The sequence below is a fragment of the Kineococcus gynurae genome, from assembly GCF_042433995.1.
GTDB lineage: Bacteria > Actinomycetota > Actinomycetes > Actinomycetales > Kineococcaceae > Kineococcus > Kineococcus gynurae.
In genome coordinates this window covers 85976-112549 of the sequence record NZ_JBHLUI010000001.1, presented here as the reverse complement: position 1 = coordinate 112549, position 26574 = coordinate 85976, and the positions used below count along the sequence as shown (strand labels likewise).

The following is a 26574-nucleotide window of genomic DNA, read 5'->3' as shown; positions in this document are numbered from 1 at the left end:
AGCATGAGTTCGTTCGCCAGTCTGGGGATCGCCGCCAAGGGTCTCGTCGCCGCGCAGCGCGCGATGGAGATCACCGGGCAGAACATCTCCAACATCAACACCGAGGGCTACTCCCGCCAGCGGGTCGAGCAGACCGAGGCGGTGGTCAGCCCCAACGGCCGCTTCGGCGTGAAGAACGCCTCCGGCCAAGGGGTCGAGATCACCGGGATCACCCGGATCACCGACACCTTCGTCAACGCCACGGCCCGGCAGGACCAGGCGACCGCGGCCCAGCTGACCCAGTCCGACCAGGTCTGGAACCAGGTCGAGACCAACCTCGGTGAGCCGGGTACGCAGAGCCTCTCCGCGCGGATGACCGCCAACTGGAACGCCTGGTCGGCCCTGGGTTCCGCCACCGGCGCCACCGCGGTCGCCTCGGCCAAGGCGTCCGTGGTCGCCACCAGCGGCGCCGTCGCCGAGAAGCTGAAGTCGCTGGACTCCGCCGTCGCCCAGCAGTGGGGCGGGCTGACCGACCAGGCCGGTGCGGTCACCAAGCAGGCCAACGAACTGGTCGGGCAGATCGGCGAGCTGAACCTGGCCATCCTGCAGGTGAAGAACTCCGGCGCCTCGCCGAACGAGATCATGGACCAGCGCGACCTCAAGGTCGCCCAGCTCACCAAGCTCACCGGGGCGCGGGTCACCGACCGGCCCGACGGCATGGTCGACCTCTACGTGGGCAACGCGTCGGTGCTCTCGGGCACCAACGCGAAGGCCATGTCCGTCACCACGTCCGACACCAGCCCGGCCGCGGCCGCCGCGATGAGCGGCTTCGACAAGGCCAAGGCCGGCTACACGACCTGGGCCGTCAAGGTCGACGGCATGACCGTGCAGCCGGACTCCGGGCAGCTGCGCGGGGTGCTCGACGGCATCAACGTCACCCTGCCCGGCGTCGGCAACCAGTACGACCAGGCCGCGGTGACGCTGAAGAACCAGGTGAACGCCGTCTACGGAACCGCCAACGGCGGTGCCGCGGGCGACTTCTACTCCTTCACCCAGACCGCCGGCGCCCCCGCCACCGCGCAGGGTGCCGCCCAGGGCGCGGCCGCCTCGCTGAAGGTCGTCCCCACCTCGGCCACGCTGGCCGACTCCTCCGACGCCGGCTCGGTCTCGCGCGACGTCGCCGCCAAGGTCGGCGTCCTCGGCGAGGCGACGGACGGGCCGTCGGTCGCCTGGCGCGGCACGGTCGTCTCGATCGCCTCCGCGGCCCAGAGCGCCGACCTCCGCTCGACCCTCGCCGACGACGTGGCCAGCCGTTCCGCGGCCCGCCGCGAGTCGGTGTCCGGGGTCAACCTGGACGAGGAGATGACGAACCTCGTCTCCTACCAGCACGCCTACGCCGGGGCCGCCCGCGTCCTCACCGCGATGGACCAGGCCCTCGAGACCCTGATCCGCGGCACCGGCCGCGTGGGCCTCTGACCGAGAACCCGAGGAAGGAGCAAGCAACCGTGGTCGACCGCATCTCCAGCCGCACCATCGCGATGGGCTCGTTGGCGAACCTGCAGGCCAGCCAGGCCCGCTCGGCGAAGCTGCAGGAGCAGCTCTCCAGCGGCAAGACGCTGACCAAGCCCTCCGACGACCCCGTCGCCGCGAACAACGCGATGACGTACCGCAACGAGCTCGGGGTCCAGGAGCAGTACGCCAAGGCCAACCTCGACGGCCAGGGCTGGCTCTCGGTGCAGGACACCGCCATGCAGAGCGCCGTCGACGCGATGCAGCGGGCCCGCGACCTCGCCGTGCAGGCCGGCAACACCGGCGCGCTCGACGCGAACAGCCTGCGCGCCATCGGTCAGGAGATGGGGGCGGTGAACCAGATCGTGCTGGCGGCCGCCAACACCAAGTTCCTGGGCCACTCGGTCTTCGCCGGCGCCAAGGGTTCCGCGGACACCGCGGGCGCCTACGACAAGACGACCTTCGCCTACCAGGGCGACACCACGGCCATCACCCGGCGGGTGGCCCCCGGGCTGGACGTCCAGGTCAACGTGACCGGCAGCGAGACGTTCGGCGGCGGAACCACCCCGGCCGACAACACCTTCGTCCTGCTCGACACCCTTTCCAAGCAGCTCATGGGCACCCTGCCGGCCGGAACCACCCCGGTGGCCGACCCGCTGACCGCCATCGACGCCGCCTTCCAGCGCCTGATGGACGCCCGCGCGAAGGTCGGGGCCACCACCAACCAGCTCCAGGCGCTGTCCACCTCGGGGGACACCCGCACCGACCAGCTGACCGCGTCGCTGTCCGACATCGAGGACATCGACCTGCCCAAGACGATCATCGACGTCAAGCTGCAGGACAACGCGTACCAAGCCGCGCTGTCCGCCACGGCCAAAATCATCCAGCCGACCCTCATGGACTTCCTACGATGACCCTCATGACTGACGCGACCGCGCGGCCCACCGAGGCCCCCGAGATCGAGTTCGTGGCCCCCCTCATGGGCCTGGGCGGGCACACCCGCTACACCCTGGTGAGCCTGGACGCCGACGGGACCCTCTACACGCTGCGTTCGGTCTCCGACCCCGACCTGCGCCTCATCGTCGTCGCCCCCGGGCGGTTCTTCCCGGACTACGCCCCCGAGATCGACGACGAGACCGTCGACGCGCTGCAGATCGAGGGGGCCTCGGACGCCGCGGTCCTCTGCGTCGTCAACCCCGGTGAGGACCCGGCGACGGCCACGGTCAACCTGCTCGCCCCCCTCGTCATCAACCACCGCTCCCTGAAGGCGGCCCAGACCGTCCTCGGTGACCGCGACCTGCCCCTGAAGGCCCCGCTGCTCACCGCCTGACCGACCCCGGCGACGCCGGCACCCCGGACGGCCACGCCTCCCCCCGCACCCGCGGACGGACGCGTGGCCGTCCGCGCGTTCCCTCCTTAGGGTGCGGTCATGGATCTCGAACGCCCGATCGCTCCCGAGCCCTACTCGCTCCTGCCCCGCGTCCCCTCGTTCACCGTGACGTCCGAGGACGTCACCGAGGGTGAGCCGATGGCCGAGGCCCAGGCGGGCGGCAACGTCTCCCCGCAGCTGTCCTGGAGCGGTTTCCCCGCGGAGACCCGGTCCTTCCGGGTGGACTGCTTCGACCCCGACGCCCCCACCCCCGCCGGGTTCTGGCACTGGAGCGTCGTCGACCTGCCCGTCGACGTGACCAGCCTCCCCACCGACGCGGCGGCCGGGACCCTGCCGGGCGGGGCCACCGCCCTGCGCAACGACATGGGCACGGCCGACTTCACCGGGGCCGCCCCGCCTCCGGGAGACCGCCCGCACCGCTACGTCTTCGCCGTCCACGCCCTGGACACCGACAGCCTCGGGCTGCCCGAGGGGGCCACCCCGACCGTCGCCGCGTTCATGGGTCTGGGCCGCACCCTGGCGCGGGCCACGATCACCGGGACCTACCAGCGGTGAGCCCGGTGCCGCCCCCCGGGGCGCAGGCCGCCGCGGGCGACCTCGAGCTGGTCCCCGCCCTCGACCGGCCGGACCTGTACCCGGGGACCGTGCGGGACGCGCTGCCCGCGGACGCCCTCGTCTGCGAGATCGACCCGGCACGGGCCGACACCGCGACGCTGGCCGCGACCCACGGCGTCCCGGACGAGGCCTCGGCCAACTGCGTGGTGGTCGGCGGCAAGCGGGACGGCGAGGAACGGATCGCGGCCTGCGTGGTGCTGGCCAGCACGCGCGCCGACGTGAACAACGCGGTCAAACGGGCGCTGGACGTCCGCAAGGCGTCGTTCCTGCCCCAGGACCGCGCGGTGGGCGAGGCCGGCATGGAGTACGGCGGGATCACCCCGGTCGGGGTGCCCGCCGGGTGGCGGATCCTCGTCGACACCCGCGTCGCGGCGACGGAGTGGTTGCTCATCGGGTCCGGGGTGCGGCGGTCGAAACTCGTCGTCCGCGGCCGTGACCTGGCCGCCCTGCCGGGGGCCGAGGTGGTCGACATCGCCCTGACCGGGTGAGCTTCCCCGGCGCGTCCGAGCGGTCCGTCCAGGTCCGGGGACCGGCTGCACCGCAACGGGTGTGGGAGGACTACGCCCAGTTCGCGAACTGGTCGCGGTGGTCGCCGCAGATCCGCGGGGTCGCGACGGACCGGCCCCGGATCACCGCGGGGGCGGTCGGTCAGGTCCTCGGTCCGGCCGGGCTCCGCGTGGACTTCCGCATCCTCGACGTCGACGAGGCGGCCCGCCGCTGGACGTGGCGGGTCGGCCTCGGTGCGGTGGGCATGACGATGCGGCACAGCGTGATCGGGATCCCCGGGGGCACCCTGACCGGTCTCCTGATCGGTGGACCCGGTCCGGCAATCCACGCCTACGCCCCCGTGGCGCGGCTCGCCCTGCGGAGGCTGGTCAGCGCCCCGGGGTCCGGAGGCGGGTCTCCCAGAGGGCGACCGCCCCGGCCGCGGCCACGTTGAGGGAGTCGACCCGCGGATCCATGGGGATCCGGACGCTGGTGTCGGCGGCGGCCAGCGCCCGCGCCGACAACCCGTCCCCCTCGGTGCCGAGCATCCAGGCCAACCGGGGTGGGACGGGGAAACTCCCCAGATCGTCCCCGCCCGGTTCCAGGGCCAGGGCCGCGACCACGAAAGCATTCTCGCGCAACCGGTCCAGGTCACCGGGCCACGAGGACGCCCGGACCCAGGGCAGGTGCAGCACGGTACCCATGGAGACCCGCACGCTGCGCCGGTAGAGCGGGTCGGCGCAGCGCGGGGAGACGACCACGCCGTCGACCCCGAAGGCCGCCGCCGACCGGAACACCGCTCCGACGTTGGTGTGGTCGACGACGTCCTCGAGGACCACCAGTCGCGCCGGTCCCGCGGGCAGCGCGGCCAGGAACTCCGCGACGGATCGTTCCCGGGGCCGGTGCATCGAGGCCAGCGCACCCCGGTGCAGGTCCACCCCCGTGAGCGCGGCGAACGCGTCCACCGGGGCCACCAGGACCGGCACGTCGGGGTCCAGCGCGGCGAGCTCCTCGGCGAGGTCGTCGGCCCGCGTCGCCGAGAGCAGGAAGGACCGCGGGCGGTGCCCGGCGGCCAGCGCTCGGCGGATGACCTCGACCCCCTCGGCCAGGAACAGCCCCTCGGCGGGCTCCCGCACGGCCCGCAGCCGGACGTCCTTGAGCTCGGTGTAGTCGCGCAGCAGGGCGGCCAGGGCCGGGTCGTGGTCGGCGCGCAGGTCGGTCAGGTCGAGACGGGGCACGCGGGCCGACGATACCGACCGCTCAGCGGCTCAGGGACTCAGCGGCTCAGCGGATCAGCGGGCCCCGGCGGCGCGGACCTCCTCGACCGCGGACCGGCGGGCGGCGGCCGGCGTGGCCGGCCCGTCGACGCCGGGACCGTCGGCGGGCAGCACCAGCCGGGTGGGGCGGGGCCCCAGCAGGTCCAGGTCGAAGGTCGGGGCCGGGAACCCCAGCAGGTAGCCCTGTGCGGAGTCGCACCCGAGGCGCCGCAGGATGTCCAGCTGCTCGGCGTTCTCCACGCCCTCGGCGACGACCCCGACCCCCATGCTGCGGGCCATGCCCACGATGCCCGCGACCACGGCCTCGTCCTGGGCGTGCCGCCCGAGCCCGGCGACGAAGGAGCGGTCGACCTTGACGTGGTCGATGGGCATGGTCTGCAGGTGGGCCAGCGAGGAGATGCCCCGGCCGAAGTCGTCCACCCCGACCCGGACTCCCATCATCGCCAGCGCGTGCAGCGTCGAGAACCCCGCCCGGGCGTCGGCCACCAGCAGCTCCTCGGTGACCTCGACCAGCAGGGCGTTGCCGGCCGGCCCGGCGGGCTGGGTGTCGGCGACCACGTCCAGCAGCTCGCCGTTGGCCAGCTGCCGGGCCGAGATGTTGACCGACAGCGTCAACCCGCAGTCCGGGCCCGCCTCCGCGTACCAGGTCTCCAGGGTCCGCCAGGCCTCGGTGAACACCCACCGACCGATGTCGAGGATGAGTCCGGTGCGTTCGGCCAACGGCACGAACGCCTCCGGGGTGAGGAGGCCGCGGCGGGGGTGCTGCCAGCGCAGCAACGCCTCGACGCCGCGCACGCGCCCGTCACGGAGGTCCACGATCGGCTGGTAGTGGAGCCGGAACTGCCCCTCGGCCACGGCCCGGCTCAGGTCGTCGGTGGTCTGCAGCGCGTCCACGGCCTGCGCCTGCATCCGCTCGTCGAACACCTCCGAGCGCGCCTTGCCCCCCTCCTTGGCCCGGTACAGGGCGGCGTCGGCCCGGCGCAGCAGCTTGGAGACGTCGGCCTCCTCACGCGCCAGGGCGATGCCGACGCTCGGGGTGACGTTGATGACGCGGCCCGAGCCGATGTCGATCGGGCGGTGGGCGATGCTGGTGACGACGCGCTCGGCGATCTGGGAGGCGTTGAACTCCTCCGAGAGGTCCTCGCACAGGACGGCGAACTCGTCGCCGCCGAAGCGGGCGACGGTGTCCTCGGGCCGGACGGCGGCGGTGAGCCGGTGCGCCACCTCCACGAGGACGGCGTCGCCGGCCGCGTGCCCGTGCGAGTCGTTGATCCCCTTGAAGTTGTCCAGGTCGAGGTAGAGCACCGCGCAGGCGTCGGCGCTGCGCCGGGAGAGCGCGTGCTCGAGACGGTCGGTGAAGAGCTGCCGGTTGCCGAGGTCGGTCAGCGGGTCGTGCAGGGCCTGCTGCTGGGCCCGCTCCAGCTCGACGCGGTGGGTGCTCGCGGCGGAGTCGACCCGGCTGGCGGCCTGGAAGCCGAGGACCACCAGGAGCAACGAGCTGACCGCCGAACCGGCCAGGGTGTAGAGCAGCACCGCGAGCGGGGACAGGTCACCCACGAGCCGGTGCAGCAGGGCGGCCACCCCGACCGCGACGAAGGGCGAGACGAGGGCCCAGGGAAGGATGCGGCCCCGGATCTCGTCCCCGGAGCGAGCACGCGCCCTCCACGGCCAGCTCTTCATCGCCCTCCTCCGTTCCCGCGACGGTGACGACCGTGCCGGATGCTCGACACCGTAACGATGCGGTGAGCACCGGTGTGCCCATCGTTACGTCTGTGACGGTGACTGTCCACTACTGTCCACGACCCAGCATCACGCAGCGCATGATCTGAGCACGATTCGTGTCCAGAACCACCCGTTCGGGTGGCCCGTGCGCCACCCGGACGGAAGCTGGGCCTCAGGTGGACGTCTCCCGGGGCGAGTAGCGCTGCTCGGGCCGTCCGGTGGCCCCGTAGCGCAGCTGCAGCTCCAGGCGTCCGGCGGCGTCGAGGGCCGCCAGGTGCCGCTGCGCGGTGGCCCGGGAGATGCCGGTGGCCTCGGCGACCTCCGCCGCCGAGCACGGCCGCCCGGCCTCGCGCAGGTGCCCGAGGACGAGGTCCCGGGTCGCCGAGGACGCCGTCGCCCGGGCCGCCGACGACCCGCCCTCCCCCCGCAGCGCCTGCAGGGCCGCGTCGGCGACGTCCTGGTCGAGCACGGGCTGGGCGGCCAGCACCCGGCGGAAGCGCGCGTAGGCCCGCAGCCGTTGCTGCAGCAGCTCCTCGGGGAAGGGTTTCACCAGGTAGGCCAGGGCCCCCGCCCGCAACGCCGCGCGGAAGGTCGGCGGCTCGGTGGCCGCCGACAGGACGAACGCGTCGCACCCCAGCTCGGGCAGCAGGCCGATCCCCGACCCGTCGGGCAGCCACACGTCCACCAGGGCGAGATCGTACGGCTCGTGACCCGCCGACCGCCGCGCGGCCACCGCCGAGCGCGCCGCGGCGCGCGAGCCCGCGGTCGCCGCGACCGCGAAGCCGTCGGTGCGGGCGACCGCCCGGGCGTGCAGCTCGGCGACGCGGAAGTCGTCGTCCACCACGAGCACCTGCAGCTCGCGGCCGATGCCCGGACGGCCCGTCGGTCCCGTCATCGGTCCCTCCCTCCTTCGTGCCCCTCGTCCCACCCGTCGTCCGCCCCGGGCCACCCGTCCGGACCCGGGTTGTCCCGGTCCTCCGGGTCCTCCAGATCCCCCGGGTCCTCGCCGACCGAGGGCGCGGTCGGGGACAGCACGCCCGGCAGGGTGACCACGAAGACCGCCCCGCCGAGGCCGGGCCCTTCCCGTCCGCCACCCGGGTCGGCCAGCCGGGCCTGCCCGCCCCGCGCCCGCGCGACCTGCCGCACCAGGCCCAACCCGATCCCGCCGACCCCCGAGGGACGGGTGGTCACCCCCGCCTCGAACACGTTCTCCCGCAGCGATTCCGCCACCCCGTCGCCGGAGTCGGTCACCGCCACGACCAGCGTCGTCCCGTCCTGCACGAGGTCCATCTCGACCACGGCACCCGGGTCGGCCGGTCCCGCCCCGACCGCAGGGACCCGCCCGGTGACCGCGGTGACGGCGTTGTCGACCAGGTTGCCCAGGACGGTGGTGACGTCCACCGGGTCCACCACCCGTCCGCGCAACGCCACCTCGCCGAGCCGCAGGTGGACACCGCGCTCGCGCGCGTGCGCGGCCTTGGCCGAGACGAACGCCTGCAGGTAGGGGTCGGCGACGGCCTCCAGCCCTTCGACCTGCGACCCCAGCGGCCCCGTGCCCAGCAGGGCGCCGACGTAGCTGCTCGCCTCGCCGGTCTCCCCCGCCGCGAGCAACCCGGACAGCAGGTGCAGGCGGTTGCTGAACTCGTGGCGCTGCGCCCGCAGGACCGTGCCCACCTCCTGCACGGCGTCGAGCTGGCGGGTGAGCAGCTCCACGTCGGTGCGGTCGTTCAGGGTCAGCACCACGCCCAGGTCGCGGCCCTCCCGGCGCACCCCGCGGGAACCGATCAGCAGGGCGCGCTCCCCGACCAGGGCCAGGGCGGGCAACCCGCCGGGGTCGCGCACGACGGACCGGACGGCGGGCGGCCAGTCCTCGGTCGGGGTGCCGGGCGAGAGGTCCCGGTCGAGCAGGCGCGCCGCCTCGTCGTTGGCCAGGACCACCCGGTCGTCCGGCCCGAGGGCCACCACGCCCTCGGCGATGCCGTGCAGCACCGCCTCGTGCCCCTGCAGCAGGCCCCGGATCTCCTCGGGCTGCAGGCCCATCGTGAGCCGCCGCAACCGGCGCGACAGCGCCACCGCGGCCAGGGACCCCACCAGCAGGGCCACCAGGGCGACACCGGCGGCGGGCAGCACCGCCCGCGCGGCCCGACGGGCCACCGCGTCGTCGGCGACCCCGACGCTGACCTCCCCCACCACGCGGCCGTCCGGTCCCTGCTGGCCCGGCGCCCAGACCGGGACCTTGGCCCGGGCCGAACCGCCGAGGGTGCCGGTCTCGTCCTCGACCTCCTCCCCGCCGGCCAGGGCGACGGTCGGGTCCGTGCTGACCCGCAGCCCGAGCCGGTCGGGGGTCGGGTGGGCCAGCCGCAGCCCGCGGTCGTCGGTGACCACGACGAACAGCGCCCCCGTCCGCCGCCGCACGTCCTCCGCGGCGGCCTGCACGGCTCCGTCCACCAGCGTCGCCCGCTCGGCGGCGTCGGCGGGCGGGGGCGCGTCGCTGGCCCGTTCGGCCCCGGCCCGGACGGCGTCGTCCTCGGCCACGGTCCGGGCGATCGCCAGCGCGCGCTGGCGCACCTCGTCGCTGACCTGCCGCTGCACGACGAACGCCGTGCCGCTGAGGCACACGACGAGCACCGCCAGGACCAGCAGGACCTGCACCGCGAGGGCCTGCCGGGTGAACGGCCAGCCGCGGGGGTCGACGCCCCGTCGCGCGGGCCCGTCCGACCCGCCCTGCGGTGATCGCCCCGGCGCCGTCGACATGCGCTCACCGTACTCATGAGCAGAACGCGCACAAGGCGACCAACGAGCACTTCTGCGCGCAACGCGAGCAACCCGCGGTGACCGGCACCACATCCCTACGGTCTTCCCCAAGAGCCCCCGCCGACGACGGGGGCGAGACGGTCGGGACCGGCGCAGCCGCCGGCACGACGTCGATCCCCTTCAGCTGGACGGAGCAACGATGCTTGTCATCCTCGGGTTCGGGATGGTGGCGGTCTTCATGGCCCTCATCCTGACCAAACGTCTCTCCCCCGTCGTGGCCCTCATCGCGGTCCCGCTGATCTTCGGCGTGATCGCCGGCGGCGGCACGGACATGGCCGAGGCGGTCATGGACCAGATCGGCGACTTCGCCCCCACCGCGGCGCTGCTGTTCTTCGCGATCATCTTCTTCGGCCTGATGATCGACGTCGGCCTCTTCGACCCGATCATCCGCGGCATCCTGCGGGTCTGCGGCGACGACCCGGTGCGCGTGGTCATCGGGACCGCGCTGCTGGCCGGGGTCGTCTCGCTGGACGGCGACGGCTCGACGACGTTCATCATCACCGTCTCGGCCATGCTGCCCATCTACCTGCGCCTGGGCATGTCCCCGGTGACCCTGACCGTGGCCGCGAACCTCGCCAACGGCGTCTTCAACATCCTGCCCTGGGGCGGGCCGACCATCCGCGCCGCGACGGCGCTGAAGGTCTCGCCCTCGGAACTGTTCAACCCGATGGTCCCGGCCATGCTCGCCGGTTTCGCGATGGTCCTGGTGCTGGCCGTGTTCCTCGGCCTCGGTGAGCGCCGCCGCCTCGCCAAGAACGGTGTCGACCTCGCCGAGATCCGCGAGACCGAACTCGTGGGCGCCGGTATCGGCACCCTGACCGGGCGCACGGGCTCGACCACCGGTTCCGCCGCCGCCGGGGGTTCCGGCACGACCGTCGCCACCGGTGGTCACGACGAGACCGACGCCGAGGGTTTCGGTTCCGTCGGCGGTCTCGACCCGAACCGTTCCACCCTGCGCCCCAAGCTCTACTGGTTCAACGCGGGGCTCACCATCGCCCTGCTGACCCTGCTCGGGCTGGACGTCCTGCCCCTGGCCTTCGTGTTCATGGTCGCCGCCGCGCTGGCGCTGTTCGTGAACTTCCCCAACCCCGCCGCGCAGGCCCAGCGCATCCAGGCGCACGCCACCAGCATCGTCTCCGTGGTCGCCATGGTGTTCGCCGCGGCGGTGCTCGTCGCGGTGCTCTCCTCGACCGGCATGGACGGGTCGATGGCCACCTGGCTCGTCAGCGTGGTGCCGGACTCCTTCGGTCCGTACTTCGCGGTCATCACCGCGGTGCTCTCCATGCCGCTGACGTTCTTCATGACCAACGACGCGTTCTACTTCGGGGTCCTGCCGATCCTGTCCCAGGCGGCCGCCGAGTACGGGATCACCCCGGTCGAGATGGCCCGGGCCTCGATCATCGGCCAGCCGGTGCACATGACCTCGCCCCTGGTGCCGGCGATGCTGCTGCTGATCTCGCTCGCCAAGGTCGACCTGGCCGACCACCACAAGAAGGTCATCTGGCGGGCGGTCGTCTGCTCGCTGACCATGCTCGCCGTGGTGCTCCTGCTCGGCGTCGTCCCCTTCCACGCCTGACCGACCCCCGAACGGAGGGAACCCCATGAGCACCAGCACCGCCGGCCGGATCGTCGTGGCCACCCAGGACCGGCCCGAAGGGATCGCCGCCCTGCGCTGGGCCCTCGACCGGGCCCAGGAACAGGGCGCCAAGATCACGGTGGTCCCGACGACCGGGGACTCCCCCGGCACCCCGGTCCACGTCAGCGAGGACTTCCGCTCCCGGGTCCGCGCGATCGCCGACACCTCCGGTGCGGCCTACGAGCTGCACGAGACCCTCGCCGACATCGCCCTGACCCTGGTCGAGCTGTCGGCCGAGGCCGACCTGGTCGTCCTCCCGGTCAAGCGGCGCTCGGCCACGATGAAGTTCCTGCTCGGCAGCATCGCCCAGCGGGTCATCGGGGAGGCCGCCTGCCCGGTGGTGACCGTCAAGGCCTGAGCGCCGGCCCTCCCGCGGCCCCGACGACCGTCCGACGGTCGTCGGGGCCGCGTCGCGTGGCCCCGGAACCGTCGAGCGCACCCAGCAGAGGCAGCACGACCCGCCGGGAGGAGCCCAGCGCCTGACGGGCCTCGCTGACCGAGAACGGCTGGGGCAGCGCCGCGAGCCTCGCCGCGGCGCGCGGCAGGCAGTCCGGACCGAGCAGGACCCCGTCGCCGAGGCGGCGCAGCGCGCCGGCCCGGTCCAGGGCGGCCTGCTCGGCGGGGCCGATGCCCAGCTCCCGCAACCGTTCGGCCGTGGGGGCGGCGAACTCGTCCGCGGCGAGCTCGCGCTTCAGCGCGGCCGCCGCCCGGACCAGCGCCGGGGGCAGGTCCGTGCCCGCCCCGCTCCGCTGGACGCGACCGTCGCGGATCTCCCAGGGGTCGGCGACGACCACCGTGAGCAGCAGCGGGTCGGGCAGGTCCAGCGCCCGGACCACCTCGCCCGTGGCCGGGCCGGGCAGCAGCGGGTTGCGGGTCCGCGCCGCCGCCACCGCGGCCTCCAGGGCCTCGCGCCACCGCCGGACCTGGTCCGGGTGGACGTGCCAGTCCCCGACCGACGGCGGTGCGTCGACCGCGATCCCCATCTCCCGCAGACGGTCGCCGCGCACGGCTCCGCGCCGGCGGACCTCCTCGGCCGCGTCGGGCGGGCCCCCCGCGAGCTCCTCGGCCCGACGGGCGGCGGCCCCCCGGCGCCGCTCCAACCGCGGCGGTTCCACGTCGAGGACGAGGGCGGCGCCGAGGATCTCGTGCCGGGTGGGGTCGCGCAGGAGCAGCCGGTCGCCGACCCGCAGGGGCAGGGCCCGCTCCAGCCGGAGCCGGCCGGTGCGTCCGCGGCCGGGGAAGCGGCGCACCCGGGCCGGGACGGCGGCGGAACCGAGGTGGACGACGACGTGCTCGGGGCCGTCGTCGGGCAGCTCCGCGTCGACCTCGCGGGTGGGCCGGAACCAGCCCGGGGTGAGCAGGGCGTGCCCCCGGGAGACCCGGCGGCGGTCGACGTCGCGCAGGTTCAGCGCGACCCGGGCGAGGGCGGGCACCGACGGGCGGGACCGGTCGTGGGACTGGACCCCGCGCACCCGGACCCCGGACGGCGGACCGTCGTGACCGTCGGCGAGGTCCAGGACGTCGCCGACCGACACCGTCCCCGCGGCCAGCGTGCCGGTGACGACCGTGCCCGCCCCCCGGACGCTGAAGCTCCGGTCCACCCACAACCGGACCGGTGCCTCGGTGCGTGGCGCGGGGACGGTGGCCAGCAGCCGGTCCAGCGCGGCCCGGACCTCGGCCAGCCCGGCCCCGGTCGCCGCGCTGCAGGCGACCACCTCGGGCGGCCCGTCGGCGGCCAGGCTCGTCCCCGCCACCTCGATGCGGGCCACCGCGGCCGCCGGGGTCGGGTCGGCCAGGTCGGCGCGGGTGACGACGACCAGGGCGCGGCGCACGCCGAGGGCGTCGAGGGCGGCCAGGTGCTCGGCCGACTGCGGCATCCAGCCACCGTCGGCGGCGACCACCAGGAGGGCCACGGGGACGGGTCCCACCCCGGCGAGCATCGTCGGGACGAACCGTTCGTGACCCGGGACGTCGACGAAGGCGACCTCCTCGCCGGAGTCCAGGCGGGTGACCGCGAAACCCAGGTCGATGGTGAGGCCCCGGCGCTTCTCCTCGGCCAGGCGGTCCGGGTCGGTGCCGGTGAGGGCACGCACCAGGGACGACTTGCCGTGGTCCACGTGCCCGGCGGTGGCGACGACGTGCACGTCAGTCGTTCCCGGACGTCGTGCTCGCGGCGGGCCCCCGACGGACGACCGCGAGGACGCGGTCGCGGACCTCTCCGTCCCGCGCGGCGGGCACGCAGCGCAGGTCCAGGAGCAACCGCCCCTTCTCGACGCGGCCGACGATCCCGTCCTCGCGCAACGGTCGGGCCAGGCCCTCGGGCAGGTCGAGGGCGACCGAGGGCAGCTCCACCCCGGGGGCGCCACCCCCGCCGACGACGGCGCCGGTGCTCACCACCCCGGTCTCGACCCCCTGGTCCGTCAACGCCGCCGCCAGGAGGCCGACCCGACGCCGGAGTTCCTCCGGATCGGCGCGCAGCGCGACCCAGGTCGGGTTCTCCGCGGTGGTCAGAGTCGCCTCGAGCGCGGCGAGGGTGAGTTTGTCGACCCGCAGCGCGCGGGCCAACGGGTGGCGCCGCAACCGTTCCACGAGATCGGCCCGGCCGAGCAGCAACCCCGCCTGCGGTCCGCCGAGCAGTTTGTCGCCGCTGGAGGTGACCAGGTCGGCGCCGGAACGCAGGACGGATCCGGCATCGGGTTCGTCGGGCAGCAGGGGGTCGGGGGCGAGCAGCCCGGAACCGGTGTCCACGACCACGGGGACGCCGAGGCCGGTCAGTTCCGCGGGTTCGACGCCGGACGTGAACCCCTGCACGACGAAGTTCGAGGGGTGGACCTTGAGCACGAACCCGGTCTGCGGTCCGATCGCGTCGAGGTAGTCGCGGCGGTGGGTCCGGTTCGTCGTCCCCACCTCCCGCAGCCGGGCCCCGGTGGACTCCAGCAGGTCGGTCAGCCGGAAACCGTCGCCGATCTCGACGAGTTCACCCCGGCTGACGACGATCTCACGACCGGCGGCCAGCGCGGTGGCGGCCAGCACCAGGGCGGCCGCGCCGTTGTTGACGACGTGGACGTCCTCGGCCGCGGGGACGGCCGCCTGCAGCGCCGCCATCGTGGCCCGTCCCCGGCGGGCCCGACGGCCCGTCGCCAGGTCCATCTCCACGTCGGTCGACCCCGCGGCGGCCGTGATCGCCTCGACCGCGGCGGCCGACAGCGGGGCCCGGCCGAGGTTGGTGTGCAGCACCGCGCCGGTGCAGTTGAGCACCGGTCGCAGGCTCGTGGCGTGCCGGGGCAGATCGGCCAGCACCGCCCGCGGGACGGCCCCCGGCTCCAGCGAACCGTCACGGACGCGGTCCTGGGCCCGGCGCACGGCGGAGCGCACGACGTCGCGCCCGTGCCGCTCCAGTGCGGCCGTCAGCGCCGGGTCGGCCAGAACGGTGTCGGTCCGCGGCACCCGTCGTCGCGGATCTTTCCAGGTCAGCGATAGATCGCGCAACGTGCTTGCCCCCCCTCTACGCATGGCAGTATAAATAAATGTAGCAGGGCCACAGGTTTCGCAGCGACTGGCCTACCGGGGTAGACGAAGTCGTCCTCGCTACAACGACCAAGGAGGTTGCATTGGCCAGGGACGCCGTAATTGTAGGAATCAACCTCTACCGAGACGCGCCTCTCGCTGGATGCGTCCGGGACGCCAATGACATGGCAGCCTGTTTAACTCTGGCGGAGTATGGATTCCACTGTTTAACGTTCGTGGACTCGCAAGCGACCCGAGCCAGGATCTTGAGTGCCTTAGGTCAGCTTATTGAGAATGAAACACCCGCAGACACGCTGGTGATATTTTTTGCCGGGCATGGGCAAGTGCTCGGCGATCAAGGTTACCTAGTGACTATTGATGGGACGCCCTACGACCCGGGTATTGCACTGAGTCATCTAGGTGGTCTCATGGAGGCCGCCAGTCGGAGATACCGTCATGTGTTGTTGATCTTAGACTCGTGCCACTCGGGATCAAGTCTCTCTTGGAGCAACAGCCGGCCCCTGACGGGTAGCGACGTAGACAGAGAGGTCCGTTCAGCAAACGAATCACGCTGCATCCTTGCGGCCTGTCGCCCAGAAGAACTTGCCCTAGAGTCCGGCGGCCAGGGCGTCTTCACCAAAGAGATGCTTAACGGCCTCCTTGGCAACGCTGTCGATTTTGATGGGAACGTCAGCGTCTTCTCTTTATTCGATTATATAGCAAAGACGCTTCCGTCGTCGCGACAAACCCCCGTCTTCAAAGGCGACGCCGCGGGCTCAGTGATCCTGGGTCGGAATTTTCCTCCGCGTTTGGGGCGTCCACTGACCGAGGATGCCACGTTCAGAACTTTACGAAAGGCCGAGTCCCTCATTGAGGAGTACTACCCTCTGGAGCAAAGAGAACTAGGCGAACTGGGGCACCGCAAGCGCGTCGGGGCTCGTCGGTGCGGGCAGGAGCTGGCTCCGATTCTGAGATGGTTCGATGAAACCGAGGTGGCTCTTCCCGAAATTCGCCGATCAGTTTCGTGGCAGGACCTTGTGGATCGAGTTCGGCAAGCCCAGGGTCGGCTCGCCGATATCTCACCAGGACAAGAGACGGAATACGGTCGAGTGTCCCAGCGAATCGGACATGGAGGCTTCGGGCATGTGTGGGCGCTTGACGGGCCGGATGGATCGAAGATGGCATACAAGGTATTCCATGGCAACGAACTGGACGACCAGATCAAGGTCAAACGTTTCAGCAACGGGTTCAAGACTATGCGAAGACTTAATCACCCCCGCATAGTTCGCGTCCACCAGCTCACCGAAGCGCCTTACGGTTTCACAATGGATGCCGTTCCTGGACAGAACCTCCGGGACGCATACTTTGACCGCCGCGAATCAGGAACTTGCATCCGATTGATGATCGAGATCTCGGAAACAGTTTTACATGCCCACAATTGTCGGGTTCTTCATCGCGACATCAAACCTGAGAATATCATCCTCACGACGACAAGCGAGGGTGGCCTTGAGGCCTATTTGACGGATTTTGACCTCGCATACCATGAGACCAATCGGACTATCACGATGTCGGGTGGCTCGATTGGAGGCGTGCTGAACTACGCTGCACCTGAGCAGTTGTTCGCTCCAAACACGCGACCCGCGCGCGAGGAGGCGGTGGACGTCTTCGCCCTAGGGCAACTTATGTTCTTCATAATATGTGGACGCGATCCCGTTCCCAATGATTGGGTGCGGAATTACGATGCTTTCCGTCGGGCTCTAAATGATTGGACGGATGAACGCGCCGCCGTTGCTCTCTTGAGTGCCTACGGTGAGTCGACAAAACATGAACCGTCAGAGAGAACGGAGAATGTCACTGACTTCATCTCGAAACTTTCGAGAGCTGAGAGTTTCATTCTCGCGGCCTCGGGACAAGATGTTGTCGACGAGCTTGTATTCTGCAGGAAGATTGGCCATCTGCACTCGGGCATGGAAAACTATCACGCGTCGGAGCAAGACGTGACAGTAGCGAGTTTATCTGGCCAGGTCGACATATCAGTCCGGCTTGCCGGATACGGGAAAATCGCCAACTCAGTAAATCTGGAGTTGACTTTCTCGATGGCAAGCAATTTGACCGTGGGTTCATTCAAGTCGGGTGCCGACGCCCGCACGGCGCTCAACCGAAAACTGGATCGACTAGTATCGAGTAAGTCCAACATTCGCCGGCGGAGCGGGAAATCAGGTTCGTTCCAGGTATTCTTCGACGTCCAGGACATAACACTCGATCTCGGCGGCGCTCAAGATGCCGTTGAGTTGATCAGGGAAATCACAAGCAGCATCGAACGCCGGTAGCCGGCCCGGCGGAGGCGGATGGGAATCGAACCCACCTGACCGGGGTACCCGGTCACGTCGGTGTTGAAGACCGCGGGGGCCACCAGGCACCCTGACGCCTCCCTGGGCCGGCGTGGCCCAGCCTGCCAGACGGGGCCCCTGGGCACCCGACGTAGCCTCCCCGGATGAGTACCGCGCCGACCACCGGACCCGGGCCCACGATCCGGCTGACGCAGTTCGCCTCCGGGGGCGGGTGCGCCTGCAAGATCCCCCCGGGCGAGCTGGAGGGGGTCCTGGCCGGCCTGCTCGATCCGGCCCGGGACGGGTCGGGGGGCGGGTCGGGGGACGACCTGCTGCTCGGGGTCGGCGACGACGCCGCGGTCGTCCGGATCGGCCCCGCCGGGCCCGACGGCCGGGCCGTGGTCGCCACCGCCGACTTCTTCACCCCGGTCGTCGACGACCCGTGGACCTTCGGCCGGATCGCCGCGACCAATGCGCTCTCCGACGTCTACGCGGTGGGTGGGACCCCGCTGGTGGCGATCAACCTGCTGGCCTGGCCGCGCACGACGCTGCCGCTGGAACTGGCCCGGGAGGTGCTGCGCGGGGGGCTGGACGCCGCGCGGGCGGCCGGCTGCCACGTCGGCGGCGGGCACAGCATCGACGACCCGGAACCCAAGTACGGGATGGCCGTGACCGGCCTGGCCGACCCGGACCGGCTGCTGCGCGAAGACGCCGCGCGCCCCGGGAGTCCGATCACCCTCACCAAACCTCTTGGTCTGGGTGTGCTGAACAACCGGCACAAGCAGACCGGGGAGGTCTTCGCCGAGGCCGTCGCGGTGATGTGCACGCTGAACGACGTCGCCGCCCGCGGAGCGCTGGACGCCGGGGCGACGTGCGCCACCGACGTCACCGGCTTCGGTCTCCTCGGGCACCTGCACGAGGTCACCCGGGCCAGCGGGGTCGGCGCGGTGATCGACGCCGCGGCCGTCCCGTACGTCGGGGGCGCCCGGGAGGCCCTGCGCGACGGGTTCGTGCCCGGGGGTTCGCGCCGCAACCTCGACTGGGTCCGGGACCACCTCGACGCCGACGGGATCGACGAGTCCGAGCTCCTGCTCCTGGCCGACGCGCAGACCTCCGGGGGTCTGCTGGTCGCCGGAGAGGTCCCCGGGTTCCCCGTGGTCGGGGAGTTCCGGGCCGGGCCCCCCCGCATCGCGGTCCGCTGAGGCCTCAGAACGCGTACCGCACCCGCAGCCACGGCGTCCGGGCCTCGATGAGGGCCAGCAGTTCCGAGACGTAGCGCCCCTTGTCCCCGCTGCGGTAGCGCACGTTGACCTGTCCGCCCTCGGAGCGCTTGGTCTCCTGCATGGCCGGGCGCCACAGCACCTCCTCGGCCCGCGGGTGCCAGCCCAGGTTCACCCGGTGCAGGTCCTCGTTGTGGGTCAGGAAGATCACCTCGGCGGCGAGCTGCGCCTTGGTGGCGGGCGACGTGGCCGCGTCGAGCTGGTCGAGCAGCTCAGCCCAGTCGGCCAACCAGTTCGCGGTCACCACGACCGGGGACAGGTTGACGTGCACCTCGTACCCGGCGGCCACGAAGTCGTCGAGGGCCGCGAGTCGTTCGGCCACCGGCGACGTGCGGATGTCGAGCAGTCTCGCGATCTCCGCCGGCATCAACGAGAACCGGATGCGGGTCCGGCCCTGCGGGTCGAGGTCGAGCAGCCGGCGGTTGACGTACTTGGTCGCGAAGGACCCTTTGGCGCTCGGCAACCCGCGGAAGAGGGAGATCAGGTCGGCCACGTTGTCGGAGATGTCCGCGTCGACCGAGCAGTCGCCGTTCTCCCCCAGGTCGTACACCCAGCTCACCGGGTCGCACTGGTTGGGTTCCGGTTTGACGCCCTGCCGGGCGACGTGTCGGGCCAGGTAACCGGTGATCTGCTCGATGTTGCAGAACACCGTGACCGGGTTGCTGTACCCCTTGCGCCGCGGGACGTAGCAGTAGGCGCAGGCCATCGCGCAGCCGTTGGCGGTGGAGGGGGCGATGAAGTCGGCGGAGCGTCCGTTGGGGCGCGCGGTGAGCGACTTCTTCACGCCGAGGACCAGCGCCTCGGTCTTGATCCGCACCCAGCGCCGGACGTTCGTCTCGTCGCCGTGCAGTTCCGGGATCCGCCAGTGGCTGTCCACCTCGACCCGTTCGGCGTCAGGCCAGCGCGCCAGGATCTGCCGGCCCCGGGGCAGCTCGGCCGCGGCGGGTTCCAGGTAGATCCGGCGGACGTCCAGGAGAGGGCGGGCGGGCACCCGGTCGACGCTACGTCAGCGGTGCAATGATCGGAGGATGGAGTTGACCCAGTCCGCCAAGCTCGCCGACGTGCTCTACGACGTCCGGGGGCCGGCCCTCACCCGCGCCCACGAGCTCGAGCAGGCCGGGCACCGGATCCTCAAGCTCAACATCGGCAACCCCGCCCCGTTCGGGTTCGAGGCCCCGCCGGAGCTGCTGGAGGACATGATCGCCAACCTCCCGATCGCCCAGGGCTACAGCGACTCCAAGGGGCTGCTCTCCGCCCGCCGGGCGATCGTGCAGTACGCCGAGCAGAAGTCGCTGCCCTCGGTGGACGTGGACGACGTCTACCTCGGCAACGGGGTCAGCGAACTCATCGTCATGGCGATGCAGGCGCTGCTGGACAACGGCGACGAGGTCCTGGTGCCCGCCCCGGACTACCCGCTGTGGACGGCGGCTGTCAGCCTCTCCGGGGGGCGTGCGGTCCACTACCGCTGCGACGAGTCGAACGACTGGGCCCCGGACCTGGACCACCTGCGCTCGCTGGTCACCCCGCGGACGAAGGCGATCGTCGTCATCAACCCGAACAACCCCACCGGGGCGGTCTACGACCGGCCGGTGCTGGAGGGCATCGCCGAGATCGCCCGCGAGAACGGGCTGCTGCTCTGCTCCGACGAGATCTACGACAAGATCCTCTACGACGACGCCGTGCACGTGTCCACCGCCGCGGTCGCGCCCGACGTCCTGTGCCTGACCTTCAACGGGCTGTCCAAGGCCTACCGGGTCGCCGGTTTCCGCTCCGGTTGGATGATCGTCTCGGGTCCGAAGGCGCACGCGCGCAGCTACATCGAGGGCCTGGACCTGCTGGCCAACATGCGTCTGTGCGCCAACGTCCCCTCCCAGCACGTGATCCAAGCCGCCCTCGGGGGCAAGCAGTCCATCCGGGACCTGGTGATCCCGACGGGTCGGCTCTACGAGCAGACGATGCGCACCTGGGAACTGCTCAACGCCATGCCCGGGGTGAGCTGCGTGCGTCCCCGCGGGGCGCTCTACTGCTTCCCCCGGCTCGATCCCGAGGTCCACCGGGTCCAGGACGACTACCAGCTGATCCTCGACCTGCTCGAGCAGGAGCAGGTCCTCGTGGTGCAGGGCACCGGCTTCAACTGGCCCTCCCCGGACCACTTCCGCATCGTCACGCTTCCCCGCGTCGAGGATCTCGAGAACGCCCTCGGCCGGATCGGCTCGTTCCTCACCCGCCGACTCGCCGACCTCTGAGCCGCCCCTCGTACCCCCCCCCACCCCCCTAACCCCCCACCCGCCCCCGTGATCAAGGAATGGATTCCTTGATCACGGGGGGGGTTCATGGGGGTCGTCCAGCAGGTCAGGGGGTGGAGGTGGCCATCCGCTCGCGTTGGGGGACGACGACGTACTTCGGGTCCTGGGTGGAGTGGACCCCGGCCTCGAAGACCCCATGACGCGTGAGGGCGCTGCCCGCGGCGAGGCTGAGCCCGGCCAGGGCCGAGACGAGGCGGGAACGACGGCCGAGCACGGCCCCGACGGCGCCGGCGACGGTGCAGATCCGCGCGGCGCGCAGCAGCTGCCCGGCCCGTCCCTCGTGGAAGGGTTCGGAGACCAGGCCGTGCCCGTGCTCCATCCGGTGCCCGGCGATGAGTTCCGCGACGGCCCCGCCCACGGCGACCTTGCGCGCCGGGCCGGTCTGAGCGGTCGGGCAGGTGAGCAGGGCGACCCCGGCGGAGGCGGCCAACGCGCTGCCCCCGAAGAGGAACGGCAGTTCGCGGTAGGGGGCGTTCCACGACGGGACGGCGGTGTCGGCCAGCAGCACAGCCGTGTAGGTGGCGAGCCAGGGGGCGAACACGGCAGCCCCCAGTCCGGCCACCCGGGCCCCGGGCCCGGCGATCCGACGGACGAGACCCCAGAGCCCCCGCTGCGGCAGCACCGCGGTGAACTCGGCCACGCCCGCGGCCCCGGCGCAGGGACCGTAGGCGGTGAGGATCCACGTCCCGACCGACATCGGTGAGGTGATCTTCGCGACGCGCAGCATGTGGTGGAAGCGTTCGGGTCGGCCCAGGTCGTCGATGAGGAAGAACGCCGACGCGCTGACCGCTCCCAGTGCCGTCACCCGCAGGTTGCGCCGGGCGGTCTGCTCGCCGCGCAGGTCGGCCACGACGGCCAGCAACGAGGACCCGGCCGCCAGACCCCCGGTGAAGAGGTACCAGGCGATGTGGTGCTCCCAGACCGGGGTCTTGAGGATCTGCCGCCCGTAGTAGGACTTGAACTCCGCCTCCGGGACGACGGCGTTCGAATCGCCCTTGCGACCCTTCTTCCCCTTGGGCCGCCGCCCCATCCCGGCGTCCCACATCCGGGCCGCGTGCCCGCCCAGCAGATGTCCCTCTCCCTGCTGGGAGGGAGCCTGCGCCGCCTGCGGGTCGTTCCCTGCGGTGGCGGAACCCCCGCTCATCGCCGTCCCCACGCCGACAGCGCGACACCGACAAGCATGGCGCCGGCCGCGGCGGCCATGTGCCCGTACATCGAGGCCAGGTCCCGGGTGGGGACGACCGGGTCCGGCGGAAGGCCGTACACCTCGGGGTCATCGAGCAGCAGGAAGAACGCACCGTCGCCCCCGACCCCGTCGTCGGGACTCTCCCCGTAGAGGCGGGCCTCCTCCACCCCGACGGACCTCAGCTGGGCGAGCCGGCGTTCGGCCCGTTCGCGGAGCTCGTCGAGGTCGCCGTACTGGATCGACTCGGTGGGGCACGCCTTGGCGCAGGCGGGGGTCTCGTCGGCCCCCAGACGGTCGTAGCAGAGGGTGCACTTCCAGGCCCGGCCGTCGTCCTCGCGACGGTCGATGACGCCGTACGGGCAGGCCGAGACGCAGTAGCCGCACCCGTTGCACACGTCGGGCTGGACGACCACCGTGCCGTGCTCGGTCCGGAACAGGGCGCCGGTGGGGCAGACGTCGAGGCACCCGGCGTGCGTGCAGTGCTTGCAGACGTTGGACATCATCAGCCAGCGCATGTCCTGCCGGCCCTGCCGGTCGGGCACCGGGGCGGGCGCGTGCATCCCCGGCATCCCGAGGAACTGCGGTTCCGCGGGCGGCGGATCGACCGGGGTCTCCCGGCCCAACCGGGCCGCCTCCTCGAACACGTCGAGCGCGGCCGCCTGCTGCTGCAACGACTCCGAGGACGGGCCGGTCGCCGCCCCGCCGAAGGGGGTGCTCTGCTGCCCGATCGGGCGGGACTGCTCGATGAACGCCACCGCCCGCCACGACTCCGACCCGAGCCCCCCGGTGTTGTCGTAGGACATGCCCAGCAGGTCGATCCCGTCCTCCGGGACCGCGTTCCACTCCTTGCAGGCGACCTCGCAGGCCTTGCAGCCGATGCAGACGGAGGTGTCGGTGAAGAACCCCTTGCGCGAGGGCGGGTCGGCGTACCCCGCGTCACGGGCCGGGTCGTCCAGACGCCCGTAGAGACTGTTGGCAGCGACCATCAGGACCGCCCTCCCTGCTCGTCGTGCCCGTCGGGGTGGTCGGCGCGCGCGGGCAGCACGTCGGCGTCGGCGTCCGGGTCGCCGTCGAGGACCACGGGTTCGATCGGATCGGCCGGTCCCTGGTCGTGCGTGCGCACCTCGTGCCGGACCGAGAGCACGCTGTCGACCAGATCGGTGCGGTGCCCCGTGCCGGCCTGGGTGGCCCCGGCCAGGGCCGCGTCGGCCCGCTGGTCCGGTTCGTCGAGCAGCTGGGCGGTGAGGGCCACCGACCCGGTCGCCATGGTGACGCCGCCCCGGACCCGGTACTCGTCGATGAGCCGCAGCACGTCGGGTCCCTGCGGCCGACGCCCGGGCTGGACGTCGCAGGTCCCGGCCTTGAACTCCTGGATGTGGACGTTCGGGTCCAGGGTCAGGTGGACGAGGTCGTTCACGACGTCGCCGGTGGTGAGTCCGCCCGGACCCCAGTGGTAGGGCAACCAGATCTGGTGCACGACGGTGTTCTGCACCCGCAACGGGGCCAACCGGTCGGTGACCATGACCCGGGCCTCGACGACCGCGCGCGCGGTGACGACGTGGGCCCAGCCCAGGTGCTCCAGGCCGCGCAGGTGCGCGAGCTCCGGGGACACCTCGACGAACAGGGCCGGTTGCAGCTCGGCCAGGTAGGGCAGGTAGCGGCTCATCCCGCCCGCCGTGTGGTGCTCGGTGAGACGTGAGGTGACCCAGACGAACGGGAACACACCGCTGCCGGGTTCCGGCGGCGACGGGTGCATCTCGTTGAGGTGGTTGGTGTAGATCTCGCGCGCCGGGTTCTGCTGCTGGGTGTAGACCGCGTTGCGGAAGGGTGACTCCCCGGGTTCGTAGTGCGCCGGGAGCGGTCCGTCGACGACACCCTTCGGCGCGTACAACCACGCCTTCCCGTCCGGCTGCATGATGAACGGGTCGTCCCCGGCGATGGCCGCCACCCCGGTGTCGTCCGGGCCCGGCCGGTACGACGGGGGTTTGGTGACCTCGAAGTCGGGCACGTCGTCCCCGACCCAGCGTCCGGCCTCCTCGTCCCACCACACCAGCGCCTTGCGCTCGCTCCAGGGCCGCCCCTCGGGGTCGGCCGAGGCGCGGTTGTAGAGGATGCGGCGGTTGGCCGGCCACGCCCACCCCCACTCGGGGGCGTGCAGGGTCTGCTCCCGGCCCGGCTTGCGCCGGGCGGCCTGGTTGACCCCGTCGGCGTAGACACCGGAGTAGATCCAGCACCCGGAGGCGGTGGTGCCGTCGGGGCGCAGGCCGGCGAACCCGGGCAGCAGCTCACCCGTGGTCAGGTCGTGGCCGTTGATCTCCTGCAGCACGTGCTCGGCGTCGGGTTCGTCCCCGCGCTCGCCGATCATGGGGTAGTCCCAGGCGACCTTGAGCAGCAGCTGGTCGCGCGGGTCGGTGGAGTCGCGCAGCTTCTCCCGCATCCGACGGCCGAGGTGGTAGAAGAACCACAGTTCGCTGCGGCAGTCACCCCGGGGTTCGACGGCCTTCTCCCGCCACTGCAGCAGCCGCTGCGTCTGCGTGAAGGTCCCCTCCTTCTCCACGTGCGAGGCGGCGGGCATGAAGAACACCTCGGTCCGGCACTCCTCGGGGACGATCTCGCCGGTCGCGATCTCCGGGGCGTCCTTCCAGAACGTCGCCGACTCGATCATCACCAGGTCGCGCACGACGAGCCAGTCCAGGTTGGCCATGCCGAGGCGCTGGGCCCGACCGTTGGCCGATCCGACGGCCGGGTTCTGGCCGAGCAGGAAGTATCCGAAGATCTTGCCGCCCTCGATCATGTCCATGACCTGGGCGTAGGTGCCGTGATCGTCGTTGATGCGGGGCAGCTCGTCGAACAGGAAGTCGTTCTCGGGCGTCGCCTCGTCGCCGAAGTAGGCCTTCAGCAGGCTGACGATGTAGGACTCGGCGTTGGCCCAGAACCCCTTCTGGTTCTGCGAGCGGATGCCGTCGACGTAGTGGCGCAGACTCGGGTGCCGCTCGGCGTGCGGCATCTGCAGGTACCCCGGCAGCAGGTTGTAGAGCGTGGGGATGTCGGTCGAGCCCTGGATGCTGGCGTGCCCGCGCAGCGCGAGCACCCCGCCCCCGGGTCGTCCGATGTTCCCCAGCAGGAGCTGCAGCATCGCCCCGGCCCGGATGTACTGCACACCCGTCCCGCGCTGGGTCCACCCCACGCTGTAGACGAGGGCGCCCGTCTTCTCCCGCCCGGAGTTCGCGATCCAGGCCTCGGCGACCTCGTCGAAGAGGTCCTCGGGGATGCCGCAGACGTCGCGGACGAGTTCGGGGGTGTAGCGGGCGTAGTGCCGCTTCATGACCTGCCACACCGACCGCGGGTGCTGCAGGGTCATGTCACGGTGCACGTCGGCGTGGTCGGCCTTCGGCCCACCCCCACCCAGGGACTGCCCGGTCTCGGAGTCGGAGTCCGTGGCGGACTCCTCCTGACCCTGACCCCGTTCCGCGACTCCCTCGAACTGCCAGCTCTTGGTGTCGTAGGAGCGCGTCTCGGGGTCGAAACCGGAGAACAACCCGTCGAGGTCCTCGGTCCCGACGAAGTCCTCGCCCACGATCCAGGACGCGTTCGTGTACGCCAGCACGTACTCGCGGAAATCACGTTCCTGCGTGAGGACCCGGTTGATGATCGCGCCCAGGAACACGATGTCGGTCCCGGTGCGGATCGGCACGTAGGTGTCGGCCAGCGCCGAGGTCCGCGTGAACCGCGGGTCGACGTGGATGACCTTGCAGCCCCGCGCCTTCGCCTCCAGCACCCACTGGAACCCGACCGGATGGCACTCGGCCATGTTCGAGCCCTCGATGATGATGACGTCGGCGTTGCTCAGGTCCTGCAGGTCACCGGTGGCTCCACCGCGACCGAACGAGGCACCCAGACCGGGCACCGTGGCGGAGTGTCATATGCGGGCCTGGTTCTCGACCTGGATCGCGCCCATGGCCGTGAACAGTTTCTTGATGAGGTAGTTCTCCTCGTTGTCGAGCGTGGCTCCGCCCAACGACGCGATCCCCATCGTCCGGTTCAGCGCGCGGCCCTGCTCGTCCGCGTCCTGCCACCCGCGGCGGCGGGCCTCGATCACCCGGTCGGTGATCATGTCCATCGCCGTGTCGAGGTCGAGGTCGGTCCACTCCGTCGCGTACGGCGCCCGGTAGCGGATGGCGGTCTCGCGGGCCTCGCCGTTCACCAGCTGCTCGCTGGCCGAGCCCTTGGGGCAGAGCCGACCGCGCGAGTGCGGGGAGTCCGGGTCGCCCTCGATCTGGGTGACCCGACCGTCCTTGACGTAGACCTTCTGCCCGCAGCCCACGGCGCAGTAGGGGCACACCGAGCGGGCCACCGAGTCGGCGGTCTGCGTGCGGGGGGTCAGCGAGCGGGAGCGGGCGGACTGGGTGGCCGAGCCACGGCCCAGCGGGTCGTCCCCGGTCAGCTGCCGGTAGACGGGCCAGCCCTCGATCCAGGTCTTGAGCCCCATCCCGCACCTCCTTCGGTCGCTGCCGGAACCCTAGCCCACGCCTTCCCG

Annotated in this window: 20 protein-coding genes, 1 tRNA gene and 1 pseudogene; 11 read left to right on the top strand and 11 right to left on the bottom strand. The window is 71.7% G+C overall.

The annotated features are described in order from the left end of the window. The first annotated feature begins 3 nt into the window (after positions 1-3). The 6 genes from flgK to ACFFKU_RS00500 all read left to right on the top strand — a co-directional run bounded on the left by flgK (position 4) and on the right by ACFFKU_RS00500 (position 4433). Positions 4-1455 carry a flagellar hook-associated protein FlgK gene (gene flgK, locus ACFFKU_RS00525; RefSeq protein ID WP_380134400.1) on the top strand — a complete coding sequence of 484 codons (1452 nt, stop codon included), beginning with the start codon at positions 4-6 and terminating at the stop codon, positions 1453-1455. Between the two features lie 29 nt (positions 1456-1484). Next, positions 1485-2402: a flagellar hook-associated protein FlgL gene (gene flgL, locus ACFFKU_RS00520; RefSeq protein ID WP_380134397.1), complete on the top strand. Its 918-nt coding sequence runs from the start codon at positions 1485-1487 to the stop codon at positions 2400-2402. Positions 2403-2407: 5 nt separating this feature from the next. After that, positions 2408-2818, top strand: a complete 411-nt coding sequence (gene fliW, locus ACFFKU_RS00515; RefSeq protein ID WP_380134394.1) for a flagellar assembly protein FliW — start codon at positions 2408-2410, stop codon at positions 2816-2818. Positions 2819-2917: 99 nt separating this feature from the next. Beyond that, positions 2918-3433 carry a YbhB/YbcL family Raf kinase inhibitor-like protein gene (locus ACFFKU_RS00510; protein ID WP_380134392.1) on the top strand — a complete coding sequence of 172 codons (516 nt, stop codon included), beginning with the start codon at positions 2918-2920 and terminating at the stop codon, positions 3431-3433. Between the two features lie 5 nt (positions 3434-3438). Then, positions 3439-3981, top strand: a complete 543-nt coding sequence (locus ACFFKU_RS00505; protein WP_380134389.1) for a YbaK/EbsC family protein — start codon at positions 3439-3441, stop codon at positions 3979-3981. Beyond that, positions 3978-4433, top strand: a complete 456-nt coding sequence (locus ACFFKU_RS00500) for an SRPBCC family protein (protein ID WP_380134386.1) — start codon at positions 3978-3980, stop codon at positions 4431-4433. Before ACFFKU_RS00505 ends, ACFFKU_RS00500 begins: the two co-directional genes overlap by 4 nt. Here ACFFKU_RS00500 and ACFFKU_RS00495 read toward each other — a convergent pair. The 4 genes from ACFFKU_RS00495 to ACFFKU_RS00480 form a co-directional block, all read right to left on the bottom strand. Then, entirely contained in the window at positions 4369-5217 is an 849-nt protein-coding gene (locus ACFFKU_RS00495; RefSeq protein ID WP_380134384.1) for a TrmH family RNA methyltransferase, read from the bottom strand. The genes ACFFKU_RS00500 and ACFFKU_RS00495 overlap by 65 nt on opposite strands. A 54-nt stretch (positions 5218-5271) precedes the next feature. Then, on the bottom strand, positions 5272-6936 hold the full coding sequence (locus tag ACFFKU_RS00490; protein ID WP_380134383.1) for a putative bifunctional diguanylate cyclase/phosphodiesterase: 1665 nt from the start codon (positions 6934-6936) through the stop codon (positions 5272-5274). Between the two features lie 214 nt (positions 6937-7150). Next, positions 7151-7873 (bottom strand): response regulator, encoded by a 723-nt coding sequence (locus ACFFKU_RS00485; RefSeq protein WP_380134380.1) that lies wholly within the window; start codon positions 7871-7873, stop codon positions 7151-7153. Continuing rightward, positions 7870-9732: a sensor histidine kinase gene (locus tag ACFFKU_RS00480; protein ID WP_380134378.1), complete on the bottom strand. Its 1863-nt coding sequence runs from the start codon at positions 9730-9732 to the stop codon at positions 7870-7872. Before ACFFKU_RS00480 ends, ACFFKU_RS00485 begins: the two co-directional genes overlap by 4 nt. A 199-nt stretch (positions 9733-9931) precedes the next feature. Here ACFFKU_RS00480 and ACFFKU_RS00475 point away from each other — a divergent pair, with 199 nt between their 5' ends. Both ACFFKU_RS00475 and ACFFKU_RS00470 read left to right on the top strand, forming a co-directional pair. Then, positions 9932-11368, top strand: a complete 1437-nt coding sequence (locus ACFFKU_RS00475; RefSeq protein ID WP_380134375.1) for a CitMHS family transporter — start codon at positions 9932-9934, stop codon at positions 11366-11368. Between the two features lie 25 nt (positions 11369-11393). Continuing rightward, the gene (locus ACFFKU_RS00470; protein WP_380134372.1) at positions 11394-11786 is read left to right on the top strand and encodes a universal stress protein; all 393 of its coding nucleotides are present in this window, start codon (positions 11394-11396) and stop codon (positions 11784-11786) included. On the opposite strand, the gene selB is transcribed toward ACFFKU_RS00470, so the two are convergent. Further along, positions 11776-13572 (bottom strand): selenocysteine-specific translation elongation factor, encoded by a 1797-nt coding sequence (gene selB, locus ACFFKU_RS00465; RefSeq protein WP_380134370.1) that lies wholly within the window; start codon positions 13570-13572, stop codon positions 11776-11778. The genes ACFFKU_RS00470 and selB overlap by 11 nt on opposite strands. A 1-nt stretch (position 13573) precedes the next feature. Further along, entirely contained in the window at positions 13574-14941 is a 1368-nt protein-coding gene (gene selA, locus ACFFKU_RS00460) for an L-seryl-tRNA(Sec) selenium transferase (protein WP_380134368.1), read from the bottom strand. Positions 14942-15039: 98 nt separating this feature from the next. Between selA and ACFFKU_RS00455 the strand changes: the two genes are divergently transcribed. After that, a complete protein-coding gene (locus ACFFKU_RS00455) occupies positions 15040-17265 on the top strand; it encodes a protein kinase domain-containing protein (protein ID WP_380134367.1) in 2226 nt (741 codons plus the stop codon). 9 nt (positions 17266-17274) lie between these two features. Here ACFFKU_RS00455 and ACFFKU_RS00450 read toward each other — a convergent pair. Further along, positions 17275-17367, bottom strand: a tRNA-Sec gene (locus ACFFKU_RS00450). 62 nt (positions 17368-17429) lie between these two features. Between ACFFKU_RS00450 and selD the strand changes: the two genes are divergently transcribed. Then, on the top strand, positions 17430-18467 hold the full coding sequence (selD, locus tag ACFFKU_RS00445; RefSeq protein ID WP_380134366.1) for a selenide, water dikinase SelD: 1038 nt from the start codon (positions 17430-17432) through the stop codon (positions 18465-18467). 4 nt (positions 18468-18471) lie between these two features. Here selD and ACFFKU_RS00440 read toward each other — a convergent pair whose 3' ends face one another. Continuing rightward, positions 18472-19536: a spore photoproduct lyase family protein gene (locus ACFFKU_RS00440; protein ID WP_380134363.1), complete on the bottom strand. Its 1065-nt coding sequence runs from the start codon at positions 19534-19536 to the stop codon at positions 18472-18474. Positions 19537-19573: 37 nt separating this feature from the next. On the opposite strand from ACFFKU_RS00440, the gene ACFFKU_RS00435 reads away from it, so the two are divergent. Further along, entirely contained in the window at positions 19574-20791 is a 1218-nt protein-coding gene (locus ACFFKU_RS00435) for a pyridoxal phosphate-dependent aminotransferase (protein WP_380134361.1), read from the top strand. A 106-nt stretch (positions 20792-20897) separates the two neighbouring features. On the opposite strand, the gene nrfD is transcribed toward ACFFKU_RS00435, so the two are convergent. The 3 genes and pseudogenes from nrfD to fdh all read right to left on the bottom strand — a co-directional run. After that, on the bottom strand, positions 20898-21995 hold the full coding sequence (gene nrfD, locus ACFFKU_RS00430; RefSeq protein WP_380134358.1) for an NrfD/PsrC family molybdoenzyme membrane anchor subunit: 1098 nt from the start codon (positions 21993-21995) through the stop codon (positions 20898-20900). After that, entirely contained in the window at positions 21992-23023 is a 1032-nt protein-coding gene (locus tag ACFFKU_RS00425) for a 4Fe-4S dicluster domain-containing protein (RefSeq protein ID WP_380134355.1), read from the bottom strand. Before ACFFKU_RS00425 ends, nrfD begins: the two co-directional genes overlap by 4 nt. Positions 23024-23271: 248 nt before the next feature. After that, positions 23272-26526, bottom strand: a pseudogene (gene fdh / locus ACFFKU_RS00420) (formate dehydrogenase); the annotation flags it as partial. Between the last annotated feature and the right edge of the window lie 48 nt (positions 26527-26574).

Bases quoted from the DNA above. Each gene is read 5' to 3' on its own strand.
- flgK (WP_380134400.1), top strand. From the start codon at position 4: ATGAGTTCGTTCGCCAGTCTGGGGATCGCCGCCAAGGGTCTCGTCGCC.
- fliW (WP_380134394.1), top strand. From the start codon at position 2,408: ATGACTGACGCGACCGCGCGGCCCACCGAGGCCCCCGAGATCGAGTTC.
- ACFFKU_RS00510 (WP_380134392.1), top strand. From the start codon at position 2,918: ATGGATCTCGAACGCCCGATCGCTCCCGAGCCCTACTCGCTCCTGCCC.
- ACFFKU_RS00490 (WP_380134383.1), bottom strand. From the start codon at position 6,936: ATGAAGAGCTGGCCGTGGAGGGCGCGTGCTCGCTCCGGGGACGAGATC.
- ACFFKU_RS00485 (WP_380134380.1), bottom strand. From the start codon at position 7,873: ATGACGGGACCGACGGGCCGTCCGGGCATCGGCCGCGAGCTGCAGGTG.
- ACFFKU_RS00480 (WP_380134378.1), bottom strand. From the start codon at position 9,732: ATGTCGACGGCGCCGGGGCGATCACCGCAGGGCGGGTCGGACGGGCCC.
- ACFFKU_RS00475 (WP_380134375.1), top strand. From the start codon at position 9,932: ATGCTTGTCATCCTCGGGTTCGGGATGGTGGCGGTCTTCATGGCCCTC.
- ACFFKU_RS00470 (WP_380134372.1), top strand. From the start codon at position 11,394: ATGAGCACCAGCACCGCCGGCCGGATCGTCGTGGCCACCCAGGACCGG.
- selA (WP_380134368.1), bottom strand. From the start codon at position 14,941: ATGCGTAGAGGGGGGGCAAGCACGTTGCGCGATCTATCGCTGACCTGG.
- selD (WP_380134366.1), top strand. From the start codon at position 17,430: ATGAGTACCGCGCCGACCACCGGACCCGGGCCCACGATCCGGCTGACG.
- ACFFKU_RS00435 (WP_380134361.1), top strand. From the start codon at position 19,574: ATGGAGTTGACCCAGTCCGCCAAGCTCGCCGACGTGCTCTACGACGTC.
- nrfD (WP_380134358.1), bottom strand. From the start codon at position 21,995: ATGAGCGGGGGTTCCGCCACCGCAGGGAACGACCCGCAGGCGGCGCAG.
- ACFFKU_RS00425 (WP_380134355.1), bottom strand. From the start codon at position 23,023: ATGGTCGCTGCCAACAGTCTCTACGGGCGTCTGGACGACCCGGCCCGT.